Source organism: Streptomyces sp. CNB091, from assembly GCF_000377965.1.
In genome coordinates this window covers 120,046-138,156 of the sequence record NZ_KB898992.1, presented here as the reverse complement: position 1 = coordinate 138,156, position 18,111 = coordinate 120,046, and the positions used below count along the sequence as shown (strand labels likewise).

The 18,111-nt window shown below is 71.8% G+C and carries 10 protein-coding genes and 2 pseudogenes; 6 read left to right on the top strand and 6 right to left on the bottom strand.

What is annotated here, in order from left to right; translation table 11 throughout:
* Window positions 1-62: 62 nt before the first annotated feature.
* Entirely contained in the window at window positions 63-2,030 is a 1,968-nt protein-coding gene (locus D581_RS0106745) for a serine hydrolase (RefSeq protein WP_018956464.1), read from the bottom strand.
* A gap of 225 nt (window positions 2,031-2,255) precedes the next feature.
* Between D581_RS0106745 and D581_RS0106740 the strand changes: the two genes are divergently transcribed.
* Both D581_RS0106740 and D581_RS0106735 read left to right on the top strand, forming a co-directional pair.
* Window positions 2,256-3,365 (top strand): NAD(P)H-dependent flavin oxidoreductase, encoded by a 1,110-nt coding sequence (locus D581_RS0106740; protein WP_018956463.1) that lies wholly within the window; start codon window positions 2,256-2,258, stop codon window positions 3,363-3,365.
* Window positions 3,362-4,912 (top strand): acyl-CoA synthetase, encoded by a 1,551-nt coding sequence (locus D581_RS0106735; protein WP_018956462.1) that lies wholly within the window; start codon window positions 3,362-3,364, stop codon window positions 4,910-4,912. Before D581_RS0106740 ends, D581_RS0106735 begins: the two co-directional genes overlap by 4 nt.
* A gap of 243 nt (window positions 4,913-5,155) precedes the next feature.
* Here the strand turns inward: D581_RS0106735 and D581_RS0106730 are convergent, their stop codons facing one another.
* A complete protein-coding gene (locus D581_RS0106730) occupies window positions 5,156-7,570 on the bottom strand; it encodes an acylase (protein ID WP_018956461.1) in 2,415 nt (804 codons plus the stop codon).
* Between the two features lie 158 nt (window positions 7,571-7,728).
* On the opposite strand from D581_RS0106730, the gene D581_RS0106725 reads away from it, so the two are divergent.
* Window positions 7,729-9,243 carry an acyl-CoA synthetase gene (locus D581_RS0106725; protein ID WP_018956460.1) on the top strand — a complete coding sequence of 505 codons (1,515 nt, stop codon included), beginning with the start codon at window positions 7,729-7,731 and terminating at the stop codon, window positions 9,241-9,243.
* 62 nt (window positions 9,244-9,305) lie between these two features.
* Here D581_RS0106725 and D581_RS01000000136940 read toward each other — a convergent pair.
* The 4 genes and pseudogenes from D581_RS01000000136940 to paaK all read right to left on the bottom strand — a co-directional run.
* A pseudogene (locus tag D581_RS01000000136940) lies at window positions 9,306-9,596 on the bottom strand (ATP-binding cassette domain-containing protein); the annotation flags it as partial.
* A complete protein-coding gene (locus D581_RS1000000141970; RefSeq protein WP_469224718.1) occupies window positions 9,482-9,727 on the bottom strand; it encodes a hypothetical protein in 246 nt (81 codons plus the stop codon). The pseudogene D581_RS01000000136940 and the gene D581_RS1000000141970, both read right to left, overlap by 115 nt.
* Window positions 9,724-10,171, bottom strand: a pseudogene (locus D581_RS1000000138520) (amino acid ABC transporter permease); the annotation flags it as partial. The gene D581_RS1000000141970 and the pseudogene D581_RS1000000138520, both read right to left, overlap by 4 nt.
* Window positions 10,172-10,175: 4 nt before the next feature.
* The gene (gene paaK, locus D581_RS0106710; protein ID WP_018956457.1) at window positions 10,176-11,471 is read right to left on the bottom strand and encodes a phenylacetate--CoA ligase PaaK; all 1,296 of its coding nucleotides are present in this window, start codon (window positions 11,469-11,471) and stop codon (window positions 10,176-10,178) included.
* Between the two features lie 201 nt (window positions 11,472-11,672).
* Between paaK and D581_RS0106705 the strand changes: the two genes are divergently transcribed.
* The 3 genes from D581_RS0106705 (at window position 11,673) to D581_RS0106695 (ending at window position 18,050) form a co-directional block, all read left to right on the top strand.
* Window positions 11,673-13,196 carry an alpha/beta fold hydrolase gene (locus D581_RS0106705; RefSeq protein WP_018956456.1) on the top strand — a complete coding sequence of 508 codons (1,524 nt, stop codon included), beginning with the start codon at window positions 11,673-11,675 and terminating at the stop codon, window positions 13,194-13,196.
* Between the two features lie 317 nt (window positions 13,197-13,513).
* A complete protein-coding gene (locus D581_RS0106700; protein ID WP_026290278.1) occupies window positions 13,514-15,730 on the top strand; it encodes a discoidin domain-containing protein in 2,217 nt (738 codons plus the stop codon).
* A 169-nt stretch (window positions 15,731-15,899) separates the two neighbouring features.
* A complete protein-coding gene (locus D581_RS0106695) occupies window positions 15,900-18,050 on the top strand; it encodes a discoidin domain-containing protein (RefSeq protein WP_026290277.1) in 2,151 nt (716 codons plus the stop codon).
* Window positions 18,051-18,111 lie beyond the last annotated feature (61 nt).

The following is an 18,111-nucleotide window of genomic DNA, read 5'->3' as shown; positions in this document are numbered from 1 at the left end:
TGGCCGCCCCGGCGCTGCGAGGGGCGCCGGCCGCCGACGCCCCTCCCCGTCCGGGCGTGGGCTCAGTCCGCCGATGGCACCCAGCCGGTCGCCTCGATCCGGCCGGCGTCCCGGGGCCGTTCCGCGTCGAAGACCGTGCGGAAGCCGTCGCGGACCCGCAGCCCGTCCACGTACGCGCCGCGTCCCACGTACCGCTGGTCGGTGGTGTAACGCCAGCGCAGGCGTACCTCCCGGCCGCGCCAGGGCGTCAGGTCCGCCTCAAGACGGTGCCAGACGCGCCCCGACCAGCCGGTGACCGAGCCGGCCGGGTGGGGCTGCGCGTCCGGCCGGCGGCCCGGTCCCGGACGTACGGTGGCGAACGGCACCGGCTGCCAGTCCTGGCCACCCGCCGACGCTTCCAGGAAGAGATGGTCGGCGGCCGGTTCGGTGTCCCACCACAGCGCGCACTCCAGCCGGGCCCGTGTGGAGGCCAGACGCAGGGCGGGCAGCGTGAGGGTGGCGGTGGACGCGCTCGCCATCCCGGAGAACCAGGCGGTGCGCCCCCGTTCGGGCCGGACCGGAACGGCCCGCGCCAGCTGGTTGGCGGCCGCCACCCGGGGTGCACTGCCCGAGCGCCAACTCCGCACTGGGTGGACGGAGTTGCCCAGCACGATGAGGAAGGCGTCGGTCGACGGGTCGAGCACCAGGCTGGTCCCGGTGAACCCGGTGTGTCCCGCACTGCGCGGGGTCGCCATCGCCCCCATGTACCAGTGCTGGTAGAGCTCGAAGCCGAGGCCGTGCTCGTCGCCCGGGAACGCGGTGTTGAAGTCGGTGAACAGCAGGTCGACCGACTCCTCGGACAGGACGCGGGAGCGACCGTACACCCCGCCGTTGAGGAGGGTCCGGGCGAGGATCGCGAGGTCCCAGGCGCAGGAGAACACCCCGGCGTGGCCCGCCACCCCGTCCAGGCTGTAGGCGTTCTCGTCGTGCACCTCGCCCCAGACCAGCCCGCGATCGAGCCCAGACCACGGGGGCCGGGCGTCCTCGGTCGCCGCGATCTTCGGCCTCCAGGAGGCGGGCGGGTTGTAGCGGGTGCGGTGCATCCCGAGCGGGGCGGTGATCTCCTCGCGGAGCAGGGCGTCGAGCGGGCGGCCGGTGATCTTCTCCAGGATGAGTTGCAGCGAGATCAGGTTGAGGTCGGAGTAGAGGTACGCGCTGCCCGGGGTGCTCGCCGGGACCTCCGCCCACAGCATCCGGAGCTTCCCCTCCCGGGTCGGCTCCTCGTACAGCGGGATCCAGGACCGGAACCCCGAGGTGTGGGTGAGCACTTGACGGACGGTGATGTCCTGCTTGCCGCCGCCCGCGAAGTCCGGGAGGTACGAGGCGACCGTCGCCTCCAGCTCCAGCGCCCCGCGTTCGATCTGCTGGACCGCCAGGAGCGAGGTGAACAGCTTGGAGATCGAGGCCAGGTCGAAGACGGTGTCCTCGGCCATCGCGATCTGCTGGTCCGCCGGGAACTCCACCCCGGTGTCGGTCTTCTCGTCGTACGCGGCATAGCGCACCGCCTTCCCGATCGGCCGGTGCAGCGCCACCGTCCCGCCCCGCCCGGCGAGCAGGACCGCGCCCGCGTACCAGGGGTGGGCGGGGGAGTCGGCGAGGTAGGCCTCGGCGTCCCGGACGAGCTGGTCCAGCGGCTCCTGGAGCAGCCCGGCGCGCGCGGCGCTCCCGCGCCGCAGGGTGGGCCGGTGCGCCCCTGACTCCATGCCCGCTCCCGTGTCCGCAGCTGCGTCCGCCGTGCCCGCGCGCGGCCCGCTCCGGCCGGCCGCGCCCGCGAGCGGAATCGGCGTCAGCGCGAGGGCGCCGCTCAGCGCCAGTATCCCGCCGCCCAGCCGCCGCCGGGCGATGCCACGTCCGGCCGCGCGGGCGCCGGCGGCCCGGCCCCCGGCCGGACGCGGGCCGGTCGTGGAGCCGTGGCCCCCGGCCGAATCCGGGCCTCCTCGCGCGTCCCGGCCGTCCGCCGCCCGTCCCTCGCCCCGCATGTCCCCGGTCATCCGCGACTCCTTCCCGCGTCCGGCGTCCGGTCGGCGGGCCGTGCCCGCCGCGCCGGAGCCCACGCGAAAGTAACTTCCGAAATCTCGCCGAGCAGTGAAAGTTCCTGCCGCCGCAGAGATTACTGTCACCCCCGCCCTCCCGGGTGCGTCCCGGTCCGCAAAGAATCTGACGCTGCATCAGAAAAGGTCTTCCCTCGGCCGCCCCGCTGCGGCATCCTGCCGCCCATGGAGACGGAACTGAGCCGCCAACTGGGAATCGAGCACGCCATCTTCGGCTTCACGCCGTTCCCCGAGGTCGCCGCGGCCATCACCAGAGCCGGTGGCTTCGGTGTGCTCGGAGCGGTGCGTTACACCGCTCCCGAGGATCTCGCGCGTGACCTGGACCGCCTGCACGACCTCGCAGACGGCAAGCCCTACGGCCTCGACGTCGTCATGCCGGCCAAGAAGGTCGAGGGCGTCACCGAGGCTGACGTCGAGGCGATGATCCCGGCCGAGCACCGCGGGTTCGTGCGGGAGCTCCTGGCCCGCCACGACGTGCCCGAACTGGCGGCGGGGGAGGCGTCCGGCTGGCGCATCACCGGCTGGATGGAGGAGGTCGCCCGGAACCAGCTCGACGTGGCCTTCGACTACCCGATCAAACTGCTCGCCAACGCCCTCGGCTCCCCGCCCGCCGACGTCGTCGAACGGGCCCACGACCACGGGGTCCTCGTCGCCGCCCTGGCCGGCAGCGCCCGGCACGCCCGGCGGCACGCGGAGGCGGGCATCGACGTCGTCGTCGCCCAGGGGTACGAAGCGGGCGGCCACACCGGCGAGATCGGCTCCATGGTGCTGGTCCCCGAAGTCGTCGAGGCCGTCGCCCCCCTGGCCGTGCTCGCCGCAGGAGGCATCGGCAGCGGCGAACAGGCCGCCGCCGGGATCGCCCTCGGCGCGCAGGGCGTCTGGCTCGGCTCCCTCTGGCTCACCACCGAGGAGGCCGACCTGCACTCCCCGGCCCTGACCGCCAAGCTCCTGGCCGCCGGCTCCGGCGACACGGTCCGCTCGCGCGCCCTCACGGGGAAACCCGCGCGCCAACTCCGTACCGCGTGGACCGACGCCTGGGACGACGCGGCCGGACCCGGCACCCTGCCCATGCCGCTCCAGGGGCTGTTGGTCGCCGACGCCGTCTCCCGGATCCAGAAGTACGAGGTCGGCGAGCTGCTGGGCACGCCCGTCGGGCAGATCGTCGGACGGATGACCAGCGAACGCAGTGTTCGGGCCGTCGTCGACGACCTGACCCGTGGCTTCGAACGGGCCGTCACCCGCATGAACCGCATCGCCGGAAGGAGTGCCACGTGAACCAGCCGCCCAACGGCTTCTGGGCCCAGGCCGCCGCCGACCCCGACCGCACCGTCCTGATCGCCCCCGACGGCGAGGAGTGGAGCGCGGGCCGGCTCCACGCCGACGTCAACCGCATGGTCCACGGACTGCGCGCGGCCGGACTGCGCGAGGGCGACGCCTTCGCCGTCGTGCTGCCCAACGGCGTCGAACTCCTCACCGCCCACCTCGCCGCCTCGCAGGCCGGCTTCTACCTCGTCCCGGTCAACCACCACCTCGTCGGCCCCGAGATCGCCTGGATCGTCGCCGACTCGGGGGCCCGTGTCCTGATCGCCCATGAACGCTTCGCGGCCACCGCGACGGCCGCCGCCGACGAGGCGGAACTGCCCGCGACCCACCGCTACGGCGTCGGCACGGTCCCCGGCTGCCGCCCCTACGCCGAACTCCTCGAAGGCCACCCGGCGGCCCCGCCGGAGGACCGCACCCTCGGCTGGGTCATGAACTACACCTCGGGCACCACGGGCCGCCCGCGCGGCATCAGGCGCCCCCTGCCCGGCAAACGCCCCGAGGAGACCTATCTCGGCGGGTTCCTCGGCATCTTCGGCATCCGCCCGTTCGACGACAACGTGCACCTGGTCTGCTCACCGCTGTACCACACCGCCGTGCTCCAGTTCGCGGGCGCGGCACTCCACATCGGCCACCCGCTGGTCCTGATGGACGGCTGGTCGCCCGAGGAGATGCTGCGCCTCGTCGACGCCCACCGCTGCACGCACACCCACATGGTCCCCACCCAGTTCCACCGGCTGCTCGCGCTGCCCGACGAGGTGAGGGCCCGCTACGACGTCTCCTCCATGCGGCACGCCATCCACGGGGCAGCCCCCTGCCCCGACCACGTCAAACGCGCCATGATCGACTGGTGGGGACACTGCGTCGAGGAGTACTACGCGGCGAGCGAGGGCGGGGGAGCGTTCGCCACCGCCGAGGACTGGCTGAAGAAGCCGGGCACCGTCGGCAAGGCCTGGCCGATCAGCGAGCTGGCCGTCTTCGACGACGACGGCAACCGGCTCGGGCCGGGCGAACTGGGCACCGTCTACATGAAGATGAGCACCGGCGGCTTCAGCTACCACAAGGACGAGACGAAGACCCGCACGAACCGTATCGGCGACTTCTTCACCGTCGGCGACCTCGGCGTGCTCGACGCGGACGGCTACCTCTTCCTCCGCGACCGCAAGATCGACATGGTCATCGCCGGCGGGGTCAACATCTACCCCGCCGAGATCGAGTCGGCCCTGCTCACCCACCCCGCCGTCGCGGACGCCGCCGCCTTCGGCATCCCCCACGCCGACCGCGGGGAGGAGGTCAAGGCCGTCGTCGAACCGGCCGAGGGCCACGAGCCGTCACCGGCGCTCGCCGCCGCGATCCTCGCCCACTGCGAGGAGCGGCTCGCCGGGTACAAACGGCCCCGGAGCCTCGACTTCATCGCCGCCATGCCCCGCGACCCCAACGGCAAGCTCTACAAACGGCGGCTGCGCGAACCGTACTGGGAGGGGCGCCGACGCCCCCTGTAGAGCAACGGGTCCGCGAGGGCCCGCCCGCCCTCGCGGGCCCGGTGCCGTATGCACCGAGCGCATCCCACCCGCCGGACGGCAGTACGGGCGGATGACGATGAGCGAGCGCCGCCTTCGCGGCAGACGGCTCAGCGGAGCGTGACGCGTCGCGCGCACGGTCACGACACGTCGGTGAGAAGGGGCGCCCGCGACCGAGGCGGACACCCCTCGCACGGCGGCCGGGCGCACCACCCGCCCACCGCGCTACCGCCGCTCGTGCACCCGCACCACCCGCAGAGCCGGCGAGCGGGCGATGTCCTTCTCGCAGAACCGGGACGTCACCCAGCGCTCACCCGCGTACAGCCGGGTCTGGTCGCTGAAATGCGGTGACTTCGGGTTCTCCGACTGGGAGTACGTCAGCAGCGTCGGGGCCACCGGGCAGCGACTGTCGTCCCACCCGACCGCCTGGATGTAGCTGGAGCCCGACGACACCTCCGTGTAGCCGCCTCCCGCCGCGTTCCACCGCGGCTCGGTCTTGTTCCAGACGCCCAGCGACTCCGTCCCGCCGCCGATCGGGAGCCGCTTGCCGTTCCGTACGACGAACTGGTGCTCGCCCAGCGGCGCGTCCAGTGCGATGTCCGCCGCCCGCAGCTCCGCCACGGCGTCCGCCAGGGCCCTGCCCAGGGCGGGCGCGGCCGTGTTCAGGTCGCGCGGAGTGCGCACCGGGTCGGCCGGATCGAACGGCGTCCTCCACAGTTCGGCGGCGCGCGCCGCCGACGCCTTGCGCCAGAACCGGTCGAAGAGCAGCGCGCCCCGGCTGTCGCTGTCCACGGTCCGGTCCCAGCGCCGCAACACCCGGCAGGCCGCCGACACGTCGACCGGAGTCCCGTCGGAGCCCACGGCCGTGCCGCCCGGCAGCGCCGCACACCACTCGGCCGCCTCGGAGGCGGCCAGATCCCCGGCGGGCGCACGGTTGGCGAACTGCTGCCGCTGAAGGTCGCCGACCCGGAGCCGGCCCCGGTCCGCCATCGACGCGACGTCCTCGACCGCGCCGCGCGTCCGCATCGACCGGGGCTTGGCGATCGTGCCGAAGACCCGCTCGTACCCGGTCAGCGGCCGCTCCGCGTTCGTCAGCCACGCGCTGTCGTTGGAGTTCTCCACGTACGGCTGGTCCTTGAGCACCGGCATCCGGCCCGGGCCGAAGATCCCCGGCCGCACCGCGTCCGGGTCGCTGCCCAGCGCGCAGTCCGTCCGCGAACCGTCCAGCACCGCGAGACCGGAGGCGGGATAGGTCGCCCGGCCCAGCGGGGTGGAGCAGCGCTCGGCCAGCTCGTCCGTGATCCTCGGCAGCACCTGCGACTGGGCGAAGAACGAGTGCCCCGCTCGATCCGCCGCGATCGTGTTCACCCACGGCATGCCCTGCGACCGGTGCAGCGCACGCTCGACATCACCTGTGGAACGGGCCTTGCCGAAGCCCAGCCCGGTGTCCGCCATCCGCATGTTCGTCGCGTTCGGATCGTTCAGCGCGTACGCCGTGCTCGCCGTCCACGGCAGTGGCAGCTCCCCGTCCAACGAGGTGACCACCGGCCCGTAGCGGGTCCACCACTGGGTGCGGGTCACGTCGGCCGCGCCCTTCACCGGGACGCTCACCGTCCGCTTCGTCATCCGCTCCCGCCTGCCGTCCACCAGATAGGCGGTCGGGTCGGCCGGATCGAGTTCGAGCTGATGCAGGTTCAAGGTGACGCCCGTGGCGACCGTATGGCTCCACGCCACATCGGCGTTGTGCCCGATCGAGATCGTCGTCGAGCCCAGCAGGGACGCGCCCGACACGTTCAGCTCGCCGGGGATCGTCTGCTGCGCCTGCCAGAAGCGGCGTCCCCCCTGCCACGGGTAGTGCGGGTTGCCGAGCAGCAGCCCGCGCCCGTTCACCGTGGTGGAGCCGTCGAAGGCCACCGCGTTGGACCCCATGTCCGCGTTCTGCGTCGACAGCAGCCGTTCCGCCGCCCTCGCCGCCTCCTCGGGCGTGACCCCGGCCGCCGGGGGAGCGGCCGTCGGCGGCCGCGCGGCCGTGATGCCGTCGATCACGCGCCCCTGGCCGCCGAGCACCGCCAGCGCGTAGCCGCGCGCCGCCACGTCCAGCGCCGTCACGGGGCGCACCCAGGACGCGCCCCGGCAGGCCGGGTCGGTGATCCGGTTCTGCGCGATCCACGCGTTGTACCCGGCGGCGAACCCGCGCATCGTCTCCTTGACGTCCCGGCTCGGACCGGCGGGCGTGGGCTCCTTGAGCAGCTTCTCCACCGTGCCGCTGCCCCGGACGCCCCGGAAGTACAGGTCGCTGGAGAGATTCGTCGCCGCCGAGGAGAGGGAGTAGTCCGTGGCGGCGTCCGGGCCGAAGAACCTCGACCGCTCCCCGCGCACCGTGAGGAAGCCGTCCGCCAGCGTGCACACCTGGTCGGCGGCCTGCGCCCAGCCGGTGCCGAAGCCGAGCTGCGCGTAGTCCTTCGCCACGATGTGCGGAATGCCGTACTCCGTGTACCGGATGAGGGCGGAGAGACCGCCCCCGGACGGGCGCCGCGTCTCCTGCGCCCCGGACGCGGCGGCCGGCGGCAGCGACGCCGACACGGTGAACAGAGCGAGACCGGCGACCCCGAGCAGTCTCAGACGGTTGCGTAACGTCAAGGTGTTTCCTCCCAGCGGTGCGGGCGGCACGGGCGCGGCCGGTCCGGAACGCCCGGACGGCCAAGCGTCACTCAGCCAGGGAGCCCCGGAAGCTGTCAACCGTCTGGTCGGTATCCAGCCTCTTGACCCCCGGGGGCCGGGACGCACAGGATCACGCCATGACAGGTGTACGCAGCAGCACAGTCGACGGCGTCCTCACCCGCAGCGCCCGGCGCACCCCCGACCGGACCGCCGTGCGGTACGCCGGCCGGGCCTGGACCTACCGCTCCCTGGACTCCGCCGTCTCCACGGCCGCCGCCGTCCTCACCGAGGAGCACGCTCTCGCCCCCGGCGACCGGGTGGCCGCCTACGCGCACAACTCCGACGCCTATCTGATCGGCTTCCTCGCCTGCGCACGGGCAGGTCTCGTCCACGTACCGGTCAACCAGAACCTCACCGGCGACGACCTGACCTACCTCCTCGACCAGTCCGGCTCCTCCCTCGTCCTGACCGACCCGGACCTCGCCGCGCGGCTCCCCGCCGGACTCCCGGTGCGCGCGCTGCGCGACGCCCCCGGCTCCCTGCTCCACGCCCTGGAGACGGAACGGGTCTTCACCCCGCAGCGCCCGCCCGCCTCCGACGACCTGGTGCAGCTGCTGTACACCTCCGGGACCACCGCCCTGCCCAAGGGGGCGATGATGACGCACGGGGCCCTGGTCCACGAGTACGTCAGCGCGATCACCGCGCTCGGCCTCGACGCCGCAGACCGGCCCGTGCACTCCCTGCCGCTCTACCACTCGGCCCAGATGCACGTGTTCCTGCTGCCGTATCTGGCGGTCGGCGCGGAGAACACCATCCTGGACACGCCGGACGCCGCCACGATCTTCGACCTCGTGGAAGCGGGGGAGGCCGACAGCCTGTTCGCCCCGCCCACGGTCTGGATCGGCCTCGCCCATCACCCGGAGTTCGCCGCCCGCGACCTCGCCGGTCTGCGCAAGGCGTTCTACGGGGCCTCGATCATGCCCGTGCCCGTCCTTGAGCGACTGCGGAGACGCCTTCCGCACCTGGCCTTCTTCAACTGCTTCGGCCAGAGCGAGATCGGCCCCCTGGCCACCGTGCTGGGCCCCGACGAGCACGAGGGCCGGATGGAGTCCTGCGGCCGGCCGGTTCTCTTCGTGGAGGCCCGGGTCGTCGACGAGAAGGGCGAGGACGTCCCCGACGGCACCGCGGGCGAGGTGGTCTACCGCTCGCCCCAACTGTGCTCCGGCTACTGGGACAAGCCCGAGGAGACGGCGGACGCCTTCCGCGACGGCTGGTTCCACTCCGGCGACCTCGCCGTCCGCGACGCCGAGGGCTTCCTCACCGTCGTCGACCGGGTCAAGGACGTCATCAACTCCGGCGGCGTCCTGGTCGCCTCCCGCCAGGTGGAGGACGCCCTCTACACGCACCCCGCCGTCGCCGAGACCGCGGTCATCGGCCTCCCCGACGACCGCTGGATCGAGGCCGTCACCGCCGTCGTCGTCCTGCGCGGCGAGGCGGGCGAGAGCGAACTCATCGCTCACGCCCGCGAGAAGCTCACCGCCTTCAAGGCGCCCAAGCGCGTCGTGTTCGTGGAGTCGCTCCCGCGCAACGCCAGCGGAAAGATCCTCAAGAGGCGACTGCGGGACGAGCTGGGCCAAGACCGGCCTTCCTGAGACCGGCGCTCTCCCGAACCGGCCGCTTCCTGAAGCCGGCGATCCGATCCCCGAACCGGCCGCTACCGCCGCCCCGCCTCCACGATCCGCCGCAGGAACCGCTGGGTACGCTCCTGGCGGGGCGCGCCGAACACCTCCTCGGGTGTGCCGCGTTCCAGCACCACCCCGGCGTCCAGGAAGCACACCTGGTCGGCGACCTCGCGCGCGAACGCCATCTCGTGGGTGGCGATGACCATCGTCATGCCGTCCTCCTCCACCTCCCGTACGAGACCCAGCACCTCGCCCACCAGTTCCGGATCCAGGGCGGCGGTGACCTCGTCCAGGAGCAGCAGACGGGGGCGTACCGCCAGCGCAGGGCGGTCACCGTGTGCGGGGCTACCTCCAGGTCGATGTCCCGCAGCACCGGCGACGCCCCGAACGACTTGCGGACCGCCTCCACCCGCAGTACCGGAGAGGCTGCTTCCGGGGCCGGTGTCACGCTCATACGATCCCTCCCTGGGCCCGCCGCCGGTCCATCCGGGCCGTCACCCAGTCGGTGAGCCGGGTCATCGGGATGGTCAACGCCACGAAGACCAGACCCGCGACGACGTACGGGGTGTAGTTGAAGTCCTTGCTCGCGATGATCTGCGCCGCGTACACGGCGTCCACCGCCCCGGCGATGGAGACGAGCCCGGTGTCCTTCTGGAGCGACACGAGGTCGTTCAGCAGCGGCGGCACCACCCGCCGCACGCCTGCGGCAGCACCACGAAGCGGAGCGTCTGCCCGCCGCTCAGCCCCAGAGAACGCGCCGCCGCCCGCTGCGAGGGATGCACGGATTCGATGCCGGCCCGGAAGACCTCGGCGACGTACGCCGAATAGTCAGCACCAGCGCGCCGCCGCCCAGCAGCACCGGATCGGTGGTCACCCCCTCCAGCCGCAGGGCGGGCACTGTCTCAGCCCGTGCCGGACTGCCGCAGATCCACGATCCGCCGGATCTTGCCCACCGAGCGTTCCAGCGTCTCCGGATCCACGATCTCGACGCTCACCGACACCCCGATGCCGTCCTTCACCGCCGCCGCGATGGCTCGCGCAGCCTTCTCCCGTTCGTCGGTCGTCGCGTCCGCCCGCGCCTCCGCGAAGACTGTCAGCGCGTCCAGCCGCCCGTGCCGGGTCAGCCGCAGCTGGAAGTGCGGGGCGACGGCCGGCGTACGCAGCACGATCTCCTCGATCTGGGTGGGGAAGAGGTTCACCCCGCGCAGGATCACCATGTCGTCGCTGCGGCCGGTGACCTTCTCCATCCGGCGGAACGTCCGCGCCGTCCCCGGCAGCAGTCGCGTCAGATCCCGGGTGCGATAGCGGATCACCGGCATCGCCTCCTTGGTCAGCGAGGTGAAGACCAGCTCCCCTTCCTCGCCGTCCGGCAACAGCTCACCGGTGAACGGGTCCACGACCTCCGGATAGAAGTGGTCCTCCCAGATGTGCAGCCCGTCCTTCGTCTCCACGCACTCCTGCGCGACCCCCGGGCCCATCACCTCGGAGAGCCCGTATATGTCGACCGCGTCGATGGCGAACCGGTCCTCGATCTCCCGCCGCATCCCCTCGGTCCACGGCTCCGCGCCGAAGATCCCGACCTTGAGCGACGTGGATCGCGGATCGACGCCCTGCCGCTCGAACTCGTCGAGCAGCGTCAGCATGTACGACGGCGTGATCATGATGATCTCGGGCCGGAAGTCCTGGATCAACCGGACCTGGCGCGCGGTCATGCCCCCGGACGCGGGGATCACCGTGCAGCCGAGCCGCTCCGCTCCGTAGTGCGCCCCGAGCCCGCCGGTGAACAGCCCGTATCCGTACGCCACATGCACCTTATGGCCGGGCCGCCCGCCCGCCGCCCGGATCGAACGGGCCACCACGGCCGCCCAGGTGTCCAGGTCCCGTTCGGTGTAACCGACGACCGTCGGACGCCCCGTCGTGCCGCTGGAGGCGTGGATCCTGCGCACCTCGTGCTCCGGCACCGCGAACATCCCGAACGGGTAGTTGTCCCGCAGATCCGCCTTCACGGTGAACGGGAACCGGGCCAGATCGGCGAGCGCCCGGCAGTCGTCGGGCCGAAGCCCCGCGCTGTCGAAGGCGTTCCGGTAGAAGGGGACGTTGTCGTACGCGTGGCGCAGCGTGGACCGGAGCCGCTCCAGTTGCAGGGCCTCCAGTTCGGCACGGCCGAGCCGTTCCGCCGCGTCCAGCATGGCCGTCATCAGGGCCCTTCCCTCCGAAACGGGCGGCCAGCACGTTGACAAACGGGCCGCAAGGGGACGACCGATCATTCGGTCGATCTTCCTGGGAGCAGTAATTCAGGCGGCCGGGGGTGCTGGCAAGAGGTACGCGGCGTTCGCGCCCGATCAGCCCGCGGCGAAGTCCGGCGCGCCCGCTCACGGCTTCCTGTTTGGATGGGGAGCATGCCGATCCTCTCCGCGTACGACACGACCCCGCTCGCCTATCACCTGGTGGGGGAGGGAGCGCCGCTGATCTGCCTGCCCGGCGGGCCGATGCGGGCGAGCGCGTATCTCGGTGACCTCGGCGGGCTCGCCGCCCGGCGGCAGCTCGTCCTGCTGGACCTCCGCGGCAGCGGCGACTCCGGTGTGCCCGAGGACCCGTCGACGTACCGCTGCGACCGCCTCGTGGACGACGTGGAGGCGCTGCGCGAACACCTGGGCCTCGACCGGATGGACGTACTGGCGCATTCCGCCGGGGCCGACCTGACCCTGCTGTACGCGGCCCGCCACCCGGACCGGCTGCGCACCCTGACCCTCGTCACGCCCAGCACCCGGGCCGTGGGCATCGAGATCAGCGACCAGGACCTGCGCGAGGCCGCCGAGCTGCGGCGCGACGAGCCCTGGTACGCCGAGGCCAGGGCCGCCCAGGAGGCGCTGCTCGCCGGCGGACCGTTCGCGGAGCTGTGGCCCGCCGTCCGGCCCCTCACCTACGGCCGCTGGGACGCGACGGCCCGCGCCCACGCCGAGGCCTCCGCCGGGCAGACCAACGCGGCGGCGCGCGGCCACTACAGCGCTGAAGGGGTTCACGACCCCGCCGCCACCGCCGCCGCCCTGCGCGCCCTGACCGTGCCGGTTCTCGTTCTCGCCGGGGAGTACGACGGCCACCCGAGCCCGGACCGGGCCACGGAGCTCGCCGCGCTCTTCCCGGGCGCCGCGTTCGTCGTCCAGCGGGGCGCCGGCCACTTCCCGTGGCTGGACGACCCGGGAGCCTTCGCCCGTACGGTGGAAGCCTTCCTCGACCCCGGCATCCGTACGGTGCAGGCGGGCGGGGTCCGGCTGGCGTACCGGGCGTGGGGCGAGGAGCCGTCCCCGCCCGTCGTCCTCCTGCACGGCCGGGCGGGCTCCAGCGTGACCTGGACCAGGATCGCGGAGGACCTGGCCGCCGACCACCGTGTGTACGCCCTCGATTTCCGGGGCCACGGGCTGAGCGACTGGCCCGGCCGCTACTCCTTCGAGATGTTCCGCGACGACCTGCACACCTTCCTGGAGGCCCGCAACCTGGCCGGCGCGACCGTCGTCGGGCACTCCATGGGCGGGGTGGCCGCCTACCTCCTGGCCCAGCGGGAACCGGGCCTGATCGGGCGGCTGGTCATCGAGGACGCACCGCCCCTCCACCCGCTCGACCCGCCCCGGCCGCCGTCCGTCCGCCCGGAGGGCGCGCTCGACTTCGACTGGCCCGTCGTCCCCGACATCGACGTCCAGCTGAACGACCCCGACCCGGTCGTCCGGAGACGGTTCCCGGAGATCACCGCGCCCACCCTCGTCATCGGGGGCGGCCCCACCAGCCACATCGACCAGGGGCATCTCGCGCAGGTGGTCCGGGCGATACCGGGCGCCGGGCTGGTCACCATCGACGCCGGGCACCTGATCCACACGGAACGGCCCGAGGAGTTCCTCGCGGCGATCCGGTCGTTCGGGCTCGCCTGACCCGGTCGGCCGCGGTCAAGTCCACCGGCGACGGCGGTCGTTGAGCGGCTTCCCACGAATGTGCGGCCGACCCTCGGTCCATGCGACGAACTGGTCTCCGGTTCCGGCAGGCGCCTCCCTGTCGGTCCGACTCCGCAGGTGGCCGGTCGCCTCCTTGGTGCGCGGCCTGATCGGGCGTCAGGGGCTCCGCAGAGACAAGGACTTAATACAAGCCGAAAGGAAAGTCGCGTCAGGATTCTTGACCGCGACTGACGTGACGGGCAAGGTTCCGGGAGAGCGCTCTCTCATCTCTCTGTTCGATCTCTAGGAGCCCCCGCATGCCCGGAGTTGGCATACCCCCAGCGGTCACGGTGCCCCATAGCACCGGCCACCGTCGTACCCCAAGAGCGGCCTCCCGCGGCGTGGTCGCCGGGATGGTCACCGTCTTGGCCGCCACCCTTCTTTCCATCGTTCCCGCCGCGAGGGCCGAGGCCGCACCCGTCCTGCTGTCCCAGGGCAAGCCGGTCACCGCCTCCAGTGAGGAGAACTACGGCACCCCGGCCACGGCGGCCGTCGACGGGAACGCCACCACCCGTTGGTCCAGCGCCGCCTCCGATCCGCAGTGGATACGCGTCGACCTCGGCGCGAGAACGAAGCTGAGCCAGGTCGTCCTGGACTGGGAAGCGGCCTACGGCAAGGGTTACCGCGTCGAGCTGTCGGCCAACGGCTCCGACTGGTCGACCGCCTACCAGACCGCCAACGGCGACGGCGGCACCGACAAACTGAACATCAGTGGTGAAGCCCGCTACGTCCGCGTGAACGGTACCGAACGCGGCACCCAGTACGGGTTCTCCCTCTGGGAGTTCAAGGTCTACGGCGAGTCCGGCGGCACCGACGGCCCGCAGCTTCCCGGCGGCGGCGACCTCGGCCCGAACGTGCACGTCTTCGACCCCTCCACGCCCGACATCCAGGCCAGACTGGACCAGGTCTTCGACGAGCAGGAGGCGGCGCACTTCGGCAACGGCCGGCACCAGTTCCTCTTCAAGCCCGGCACGTACAACAACCTGAACGCCGAGATCGGCTTCTACACCTCGATCTCCGGCCTCGGCCTCAAGCCCGACGACACCACCATCAACGGTGACGTGACCGTCGACGCGGGCTGGTTCAACGGCAACGCGACGCAGAACTTCTGGCGCTCGGCCGAGAACCTGGCGGTGAACCCGGTCAGCGGCACCAACCGCTGGGCCGTCTCCCAGGCCGCCTCCTTCCGCCGCATGCACGTCAAGGGCGGGCTCAACCTGGCCCCGAACGGCTACGGCTGGGCCAGCGGCGGCTACATCGCCGACTCCCAGGTGGACGGCCAGGTCGGCAACTACTCGCAGCAGCAGTGGTACACCCGCGACAGCTCGATCGGCGGCTGGTCCAACTCCGTCTGGAACCAGACGTTCTCGGGCGTCGAAGGCGCACCCGCCAACTCGTTCCCCGAGCCCCGCTACACCACGCTGCAGAACACCCCGATCTCCCGTGAGAAGCCGTTCCTCTACCTGGACGGCAACACGTACAAGGTCTTCGTTCCCGAGAAGCGCACCAACGCCCGCGGTGTCTCCTGGAACGGCACCCCGCAGGGCACCTCGATCGGCCTGGACAAGTTCTACGTCGTCAAGGAGGGCGCGACCGCGGCCACCATCAACCAGGCGCTGTCCCAGGGCCTCAACCTCCTCTTCACCCCCGGCATCTACCACGTAGACCAGCCCATCAACGTCAACCGCGCGGACACGGTCGTCCTCGGCCTCGGCCTCGCGACGATCATCCCCGACGGCGGCGTCACCGCGATGAAGGTCGCCGACGTCGACGGAGTCAAGCTCGCCGGCTTCCTGATCGACGCCGGCACGGTCAACTCCCCGACCCTGCTGGAGGTCGGTCCGCAGAACTCCTCCGCGGACCACGCAGCCAACCCCACCACCGTCCAGGACGTCTACGTCCGCATCGGCGGCGCGGGCGCCGGCAAGGCCACCATCTCCATCGCCGTCCACAGCGACGACGTGATCATCGACCACACCTGGGTGTGGCGCGCCGACCACGGCGAGGGCGTCGGCTGGGAGACCAACCGCGCCGACTACGGGGTCCGGGTGTACGGCGACGACGTGCTCGCCACCGGCCTGTTCGTCGAACACTTCAACAAGTACGACGTCGAGTGGTACGGCGAGCGCGGCCGGACGATCTTCTACCAGAACGAGAAGGCGTACGACGCACCCGACCAGGCAGCCATCCAGAACGGCGACACGAAGGGCTACGCCGCCTACCGAGTCGACGACTCCGTCGACGTCCACGAGGGCTGGGCGATGGGCAGCTACTGCAACTACAACGTCGATTCGACCATCCGCCAGGACCACGGCTTCAAGGCCCCGGTGAAGCCGGGCGTGAGGTTCCACAGCCTGCTGGTGGTGTCGCTCGGCGGAATGGGCCACTACAACCACGTCATCAACAACACCGGAGCCTCCACGGTCCCGGCCGGCACCACGACCGTGCCGTCCACCCTGGTCTCCTTCCCCTGACCCGTCCCCCGCGGTGAACCACCCGCAGTGGACGACCCCCGGACCGGGCCTGACCCCGGCCCGGGGCCCACGGTGAGGGTTCACCCGGCGACCCTCTCTCCCACGGACGGCCGCCGTCCTCCCCGACGGCGGCCGTCCGCGTCCCCCCGTCCTCCTCTCAGGAGCCGCCATGCTGTCCCTGCGCAGACCCGCTCTCACCCTGACCCTCGGCGCGCTGTTCGCCTCCTCCCTCACGCTCATCGCCGCGCCGACCGAGGCGCGCGCCGCCGATCCCCTGATCTCCCAGGGCAAGACCGCCACCGCCTCCTCGAACGAGGGCGACGGCCTCTCCGCCGCACAGGCCGTCGACGGCGACCTCACCGGCACCCGCTGGTCCAGCCAGTGGTCCGACCCCCAGTGGATCCAGATCGACCTCGGCAGGAGGTCCGACCTGAGCCGGGCCGTACTGACCTGGGAGGGCGCCTACGGCAAGGCCTACGAGATCCAGGCCAGCGACAACGGCACCGACTGGACCACCCTGAAGAAGGTCACCGACGGCGACGGCGGCACCGACGACCTCGCGCTCGCCGGCTCCGGCCGCTACGTCCGAATGCTCGGCACCGCGCGCCCCGGTGGATACGGCTACTCCCTCTGGGAGTTCCAGGTCTACGGCTCCCAGGGCACCACCGGCCCCCCGCCCGGCGGGGCCGTCAAGGTCACCGGCTCCCAGGGCGCGTGGCAGCTCACCGTCGGCGGACAGCCGTACACCGTCAAGGGCCTCACCTGGGGCCCGTCCATGGCGGACGCTCCGAAGTACATGCCCGACCTGAAGTCGATGGGTGTCAACACCGTCCGCACCTGGGGCACGGACGCCAGTACCAAGCCGCTCCTCGACGCGGCCGCCGCGAACGGCCTGCGGGTCATGAACGGCTTCTGGCTCCAGCCCGGCGGCGGCCCCGGCAGCGGCGGCTGCGCCGACTACGTCACCGACACCGCGTACAAGTCGACCATGCTCACCGAGATCGCCAAGTGGGTCGAGACCTACAAGAACCACCCCGCGACCCTCATGTGGAACGTCGGCAACGAGTCCGTCCTCGGCCTCCAGAACTGCTACAGCGGCGCAGAGCTGGAAGCCCAGCGCAACGCCTACACGACGTTCGTCAACGACGCGGCCAAGAAGATCCACTCCATCGACGCCGACCACCCGGTGACCTCCACCGACGCGTGGACCGGCGCCTGGCCGTACTACAAGCGCAACGCACCCGACCTCGACCTGTACTCGATGAACGCCTACGGCGACACGTGCGGGGTCCAGCAGGACTGGGAGGAGGGGGGCTACACCAAGCCCTACATCATCACCGAGAGCGGCCCCGCGGGTGAGTGGGAGGTGCCCGACGACGCCAACGGCGCTCCCGACGAGCCGACCGACGTGCAGAAGCGCGACGGTTACACCAAGTCCTGGGACTGCGTCACCGGCCACCGGGGAGTGGCCCTGGGCGCGACCCTCTTCCACTACGGCCTGGAGCACGACTTCGGCGGGGTGTGGTTCAACCTGATCCCCGACGGCCTCAAGCGGCTGTCGTACTACTCGGTGAAGAAGGCCTACACGGGCTCCAACGCCGGTGACAACCTGCCGCCGGTCATCACCGACATGACGGTGACGCCGGCCGGGTCCGCCCCGGCGGGCAAGGAGTTCACCGTCCGCGCGGGCATCCGCGACCCCGAGGGCGACCAGCTCACCAACAAGATCTTCCTCAGCGGCAACTACGCCAACGGCGACAAGCGGCTCGTCCCGGCGCAGTTCAGGTCCACGGGCGACGGCACGTTCGCGGTCACCGCTCCCGAGAAGCTCGGCGTGTGGAAGGTCTACATCCAGTCCGAGGACGGAAAGGGCAACGCCGGCATCGAAACGAAGTCGGTCAAGGTCGTCGCCCCGCCGGTGACCGGCACCAATGTCGCCCTGGGCAAGGCCACCACGGCCTCCAGCTCCCAGGCCTCGTACGGTGACTGCCCCTGCCCGCCGGAGCGCGCCACGGACGGCAGGACCGACACCCGCTGGGCCAGCGACTGGAGCGACCCCCAGTGGATAGCGGTCGACCTCGGCGCACGGGTGCCCGTCCGCACCCTGCAACTGGTGTGGGACCCGGCCTACGCCAAGTCCTACGAGGTTCAGGTCTCGGACGACGGCAACGCTTGGCGCACGGTCCACACCACGACGACCGGCAACGGTGACATCGACACCATCGCCCTGACCGAAACGGCCCGCCACGTGCGGCTCCAGCTCACCGCCCGCGGCACGGGCTGGGGCTACTCACTGCACGAGTTCGGCGTCTACAGCTGATCGGGGCCGTCCAGGGGGCCGTTCCGGCGTGGAGCGGCCCCCATCCACTCATTCCACGCAG

What these genes read in the sequence shown, in the direction of transcription:
- D581_RS0106745 (WP_018956464.1), bottom strand. Translation starts at nt 2,030, where the DNA reads ATGACCGGGGACATGCGGGGCGAGGGACGGGCGGCGGACGGCCGGGAC.
- D581_RS0106740 (WP_018956463.1), top strand. Translation starts at nt 2,256, where the DNA reads ATGGAGACGGAACTGAGCCGCCAACTGGGAATCGAGCACGCCATCTTC.
- D581_RS0106725 (WP_018956460.1), top strand. Translation starts at nt 7,729, where the DNA reads ATGACAGGTGTACGCAGCAGCACAGTCGACGGCGTCCTCACCCGCAGC.
- D581_RS1000000141970 (WP_469224718.1), bottom strand. Translation starts at nt 9,727, where the DNA reads ATGAGCGTGACACCGGCCCCGGAAGCAGCCTCTCCGGTACTGCGGGTG.
- paaK (WP_018956457.1), bottom strand. Translation starts at nt 11,471, where the DNA reads ATGACGGCCATGCTGGACGCGGCGGAACGGCTCGGCCGTGCCGAACTG.
- D581_RS0106705 (WP_018956456.1), top strand. Translation starts at nt 11,673, where the DNA reads ATGCCGATCCTCTCCGCGTACGACACGACCCCGCTCGCCTATCACCTG.
- D581_RS0106700 (WP_026290278.1), top strand. Translation starts at nt 13,514, where the DNA reads ATGCCCGGAGTTGGCATACCCCCAGCGGTCACGGTGCCCCATAGCACC.
- D581_RS0106695 (WP_026290277.1), top strand. Translation starts at nt 15,900, where the DNA reads ATGCTGTCCCTGCGCAGACCCGCTCTCACCCTGACCCTCGGCGCGCTG.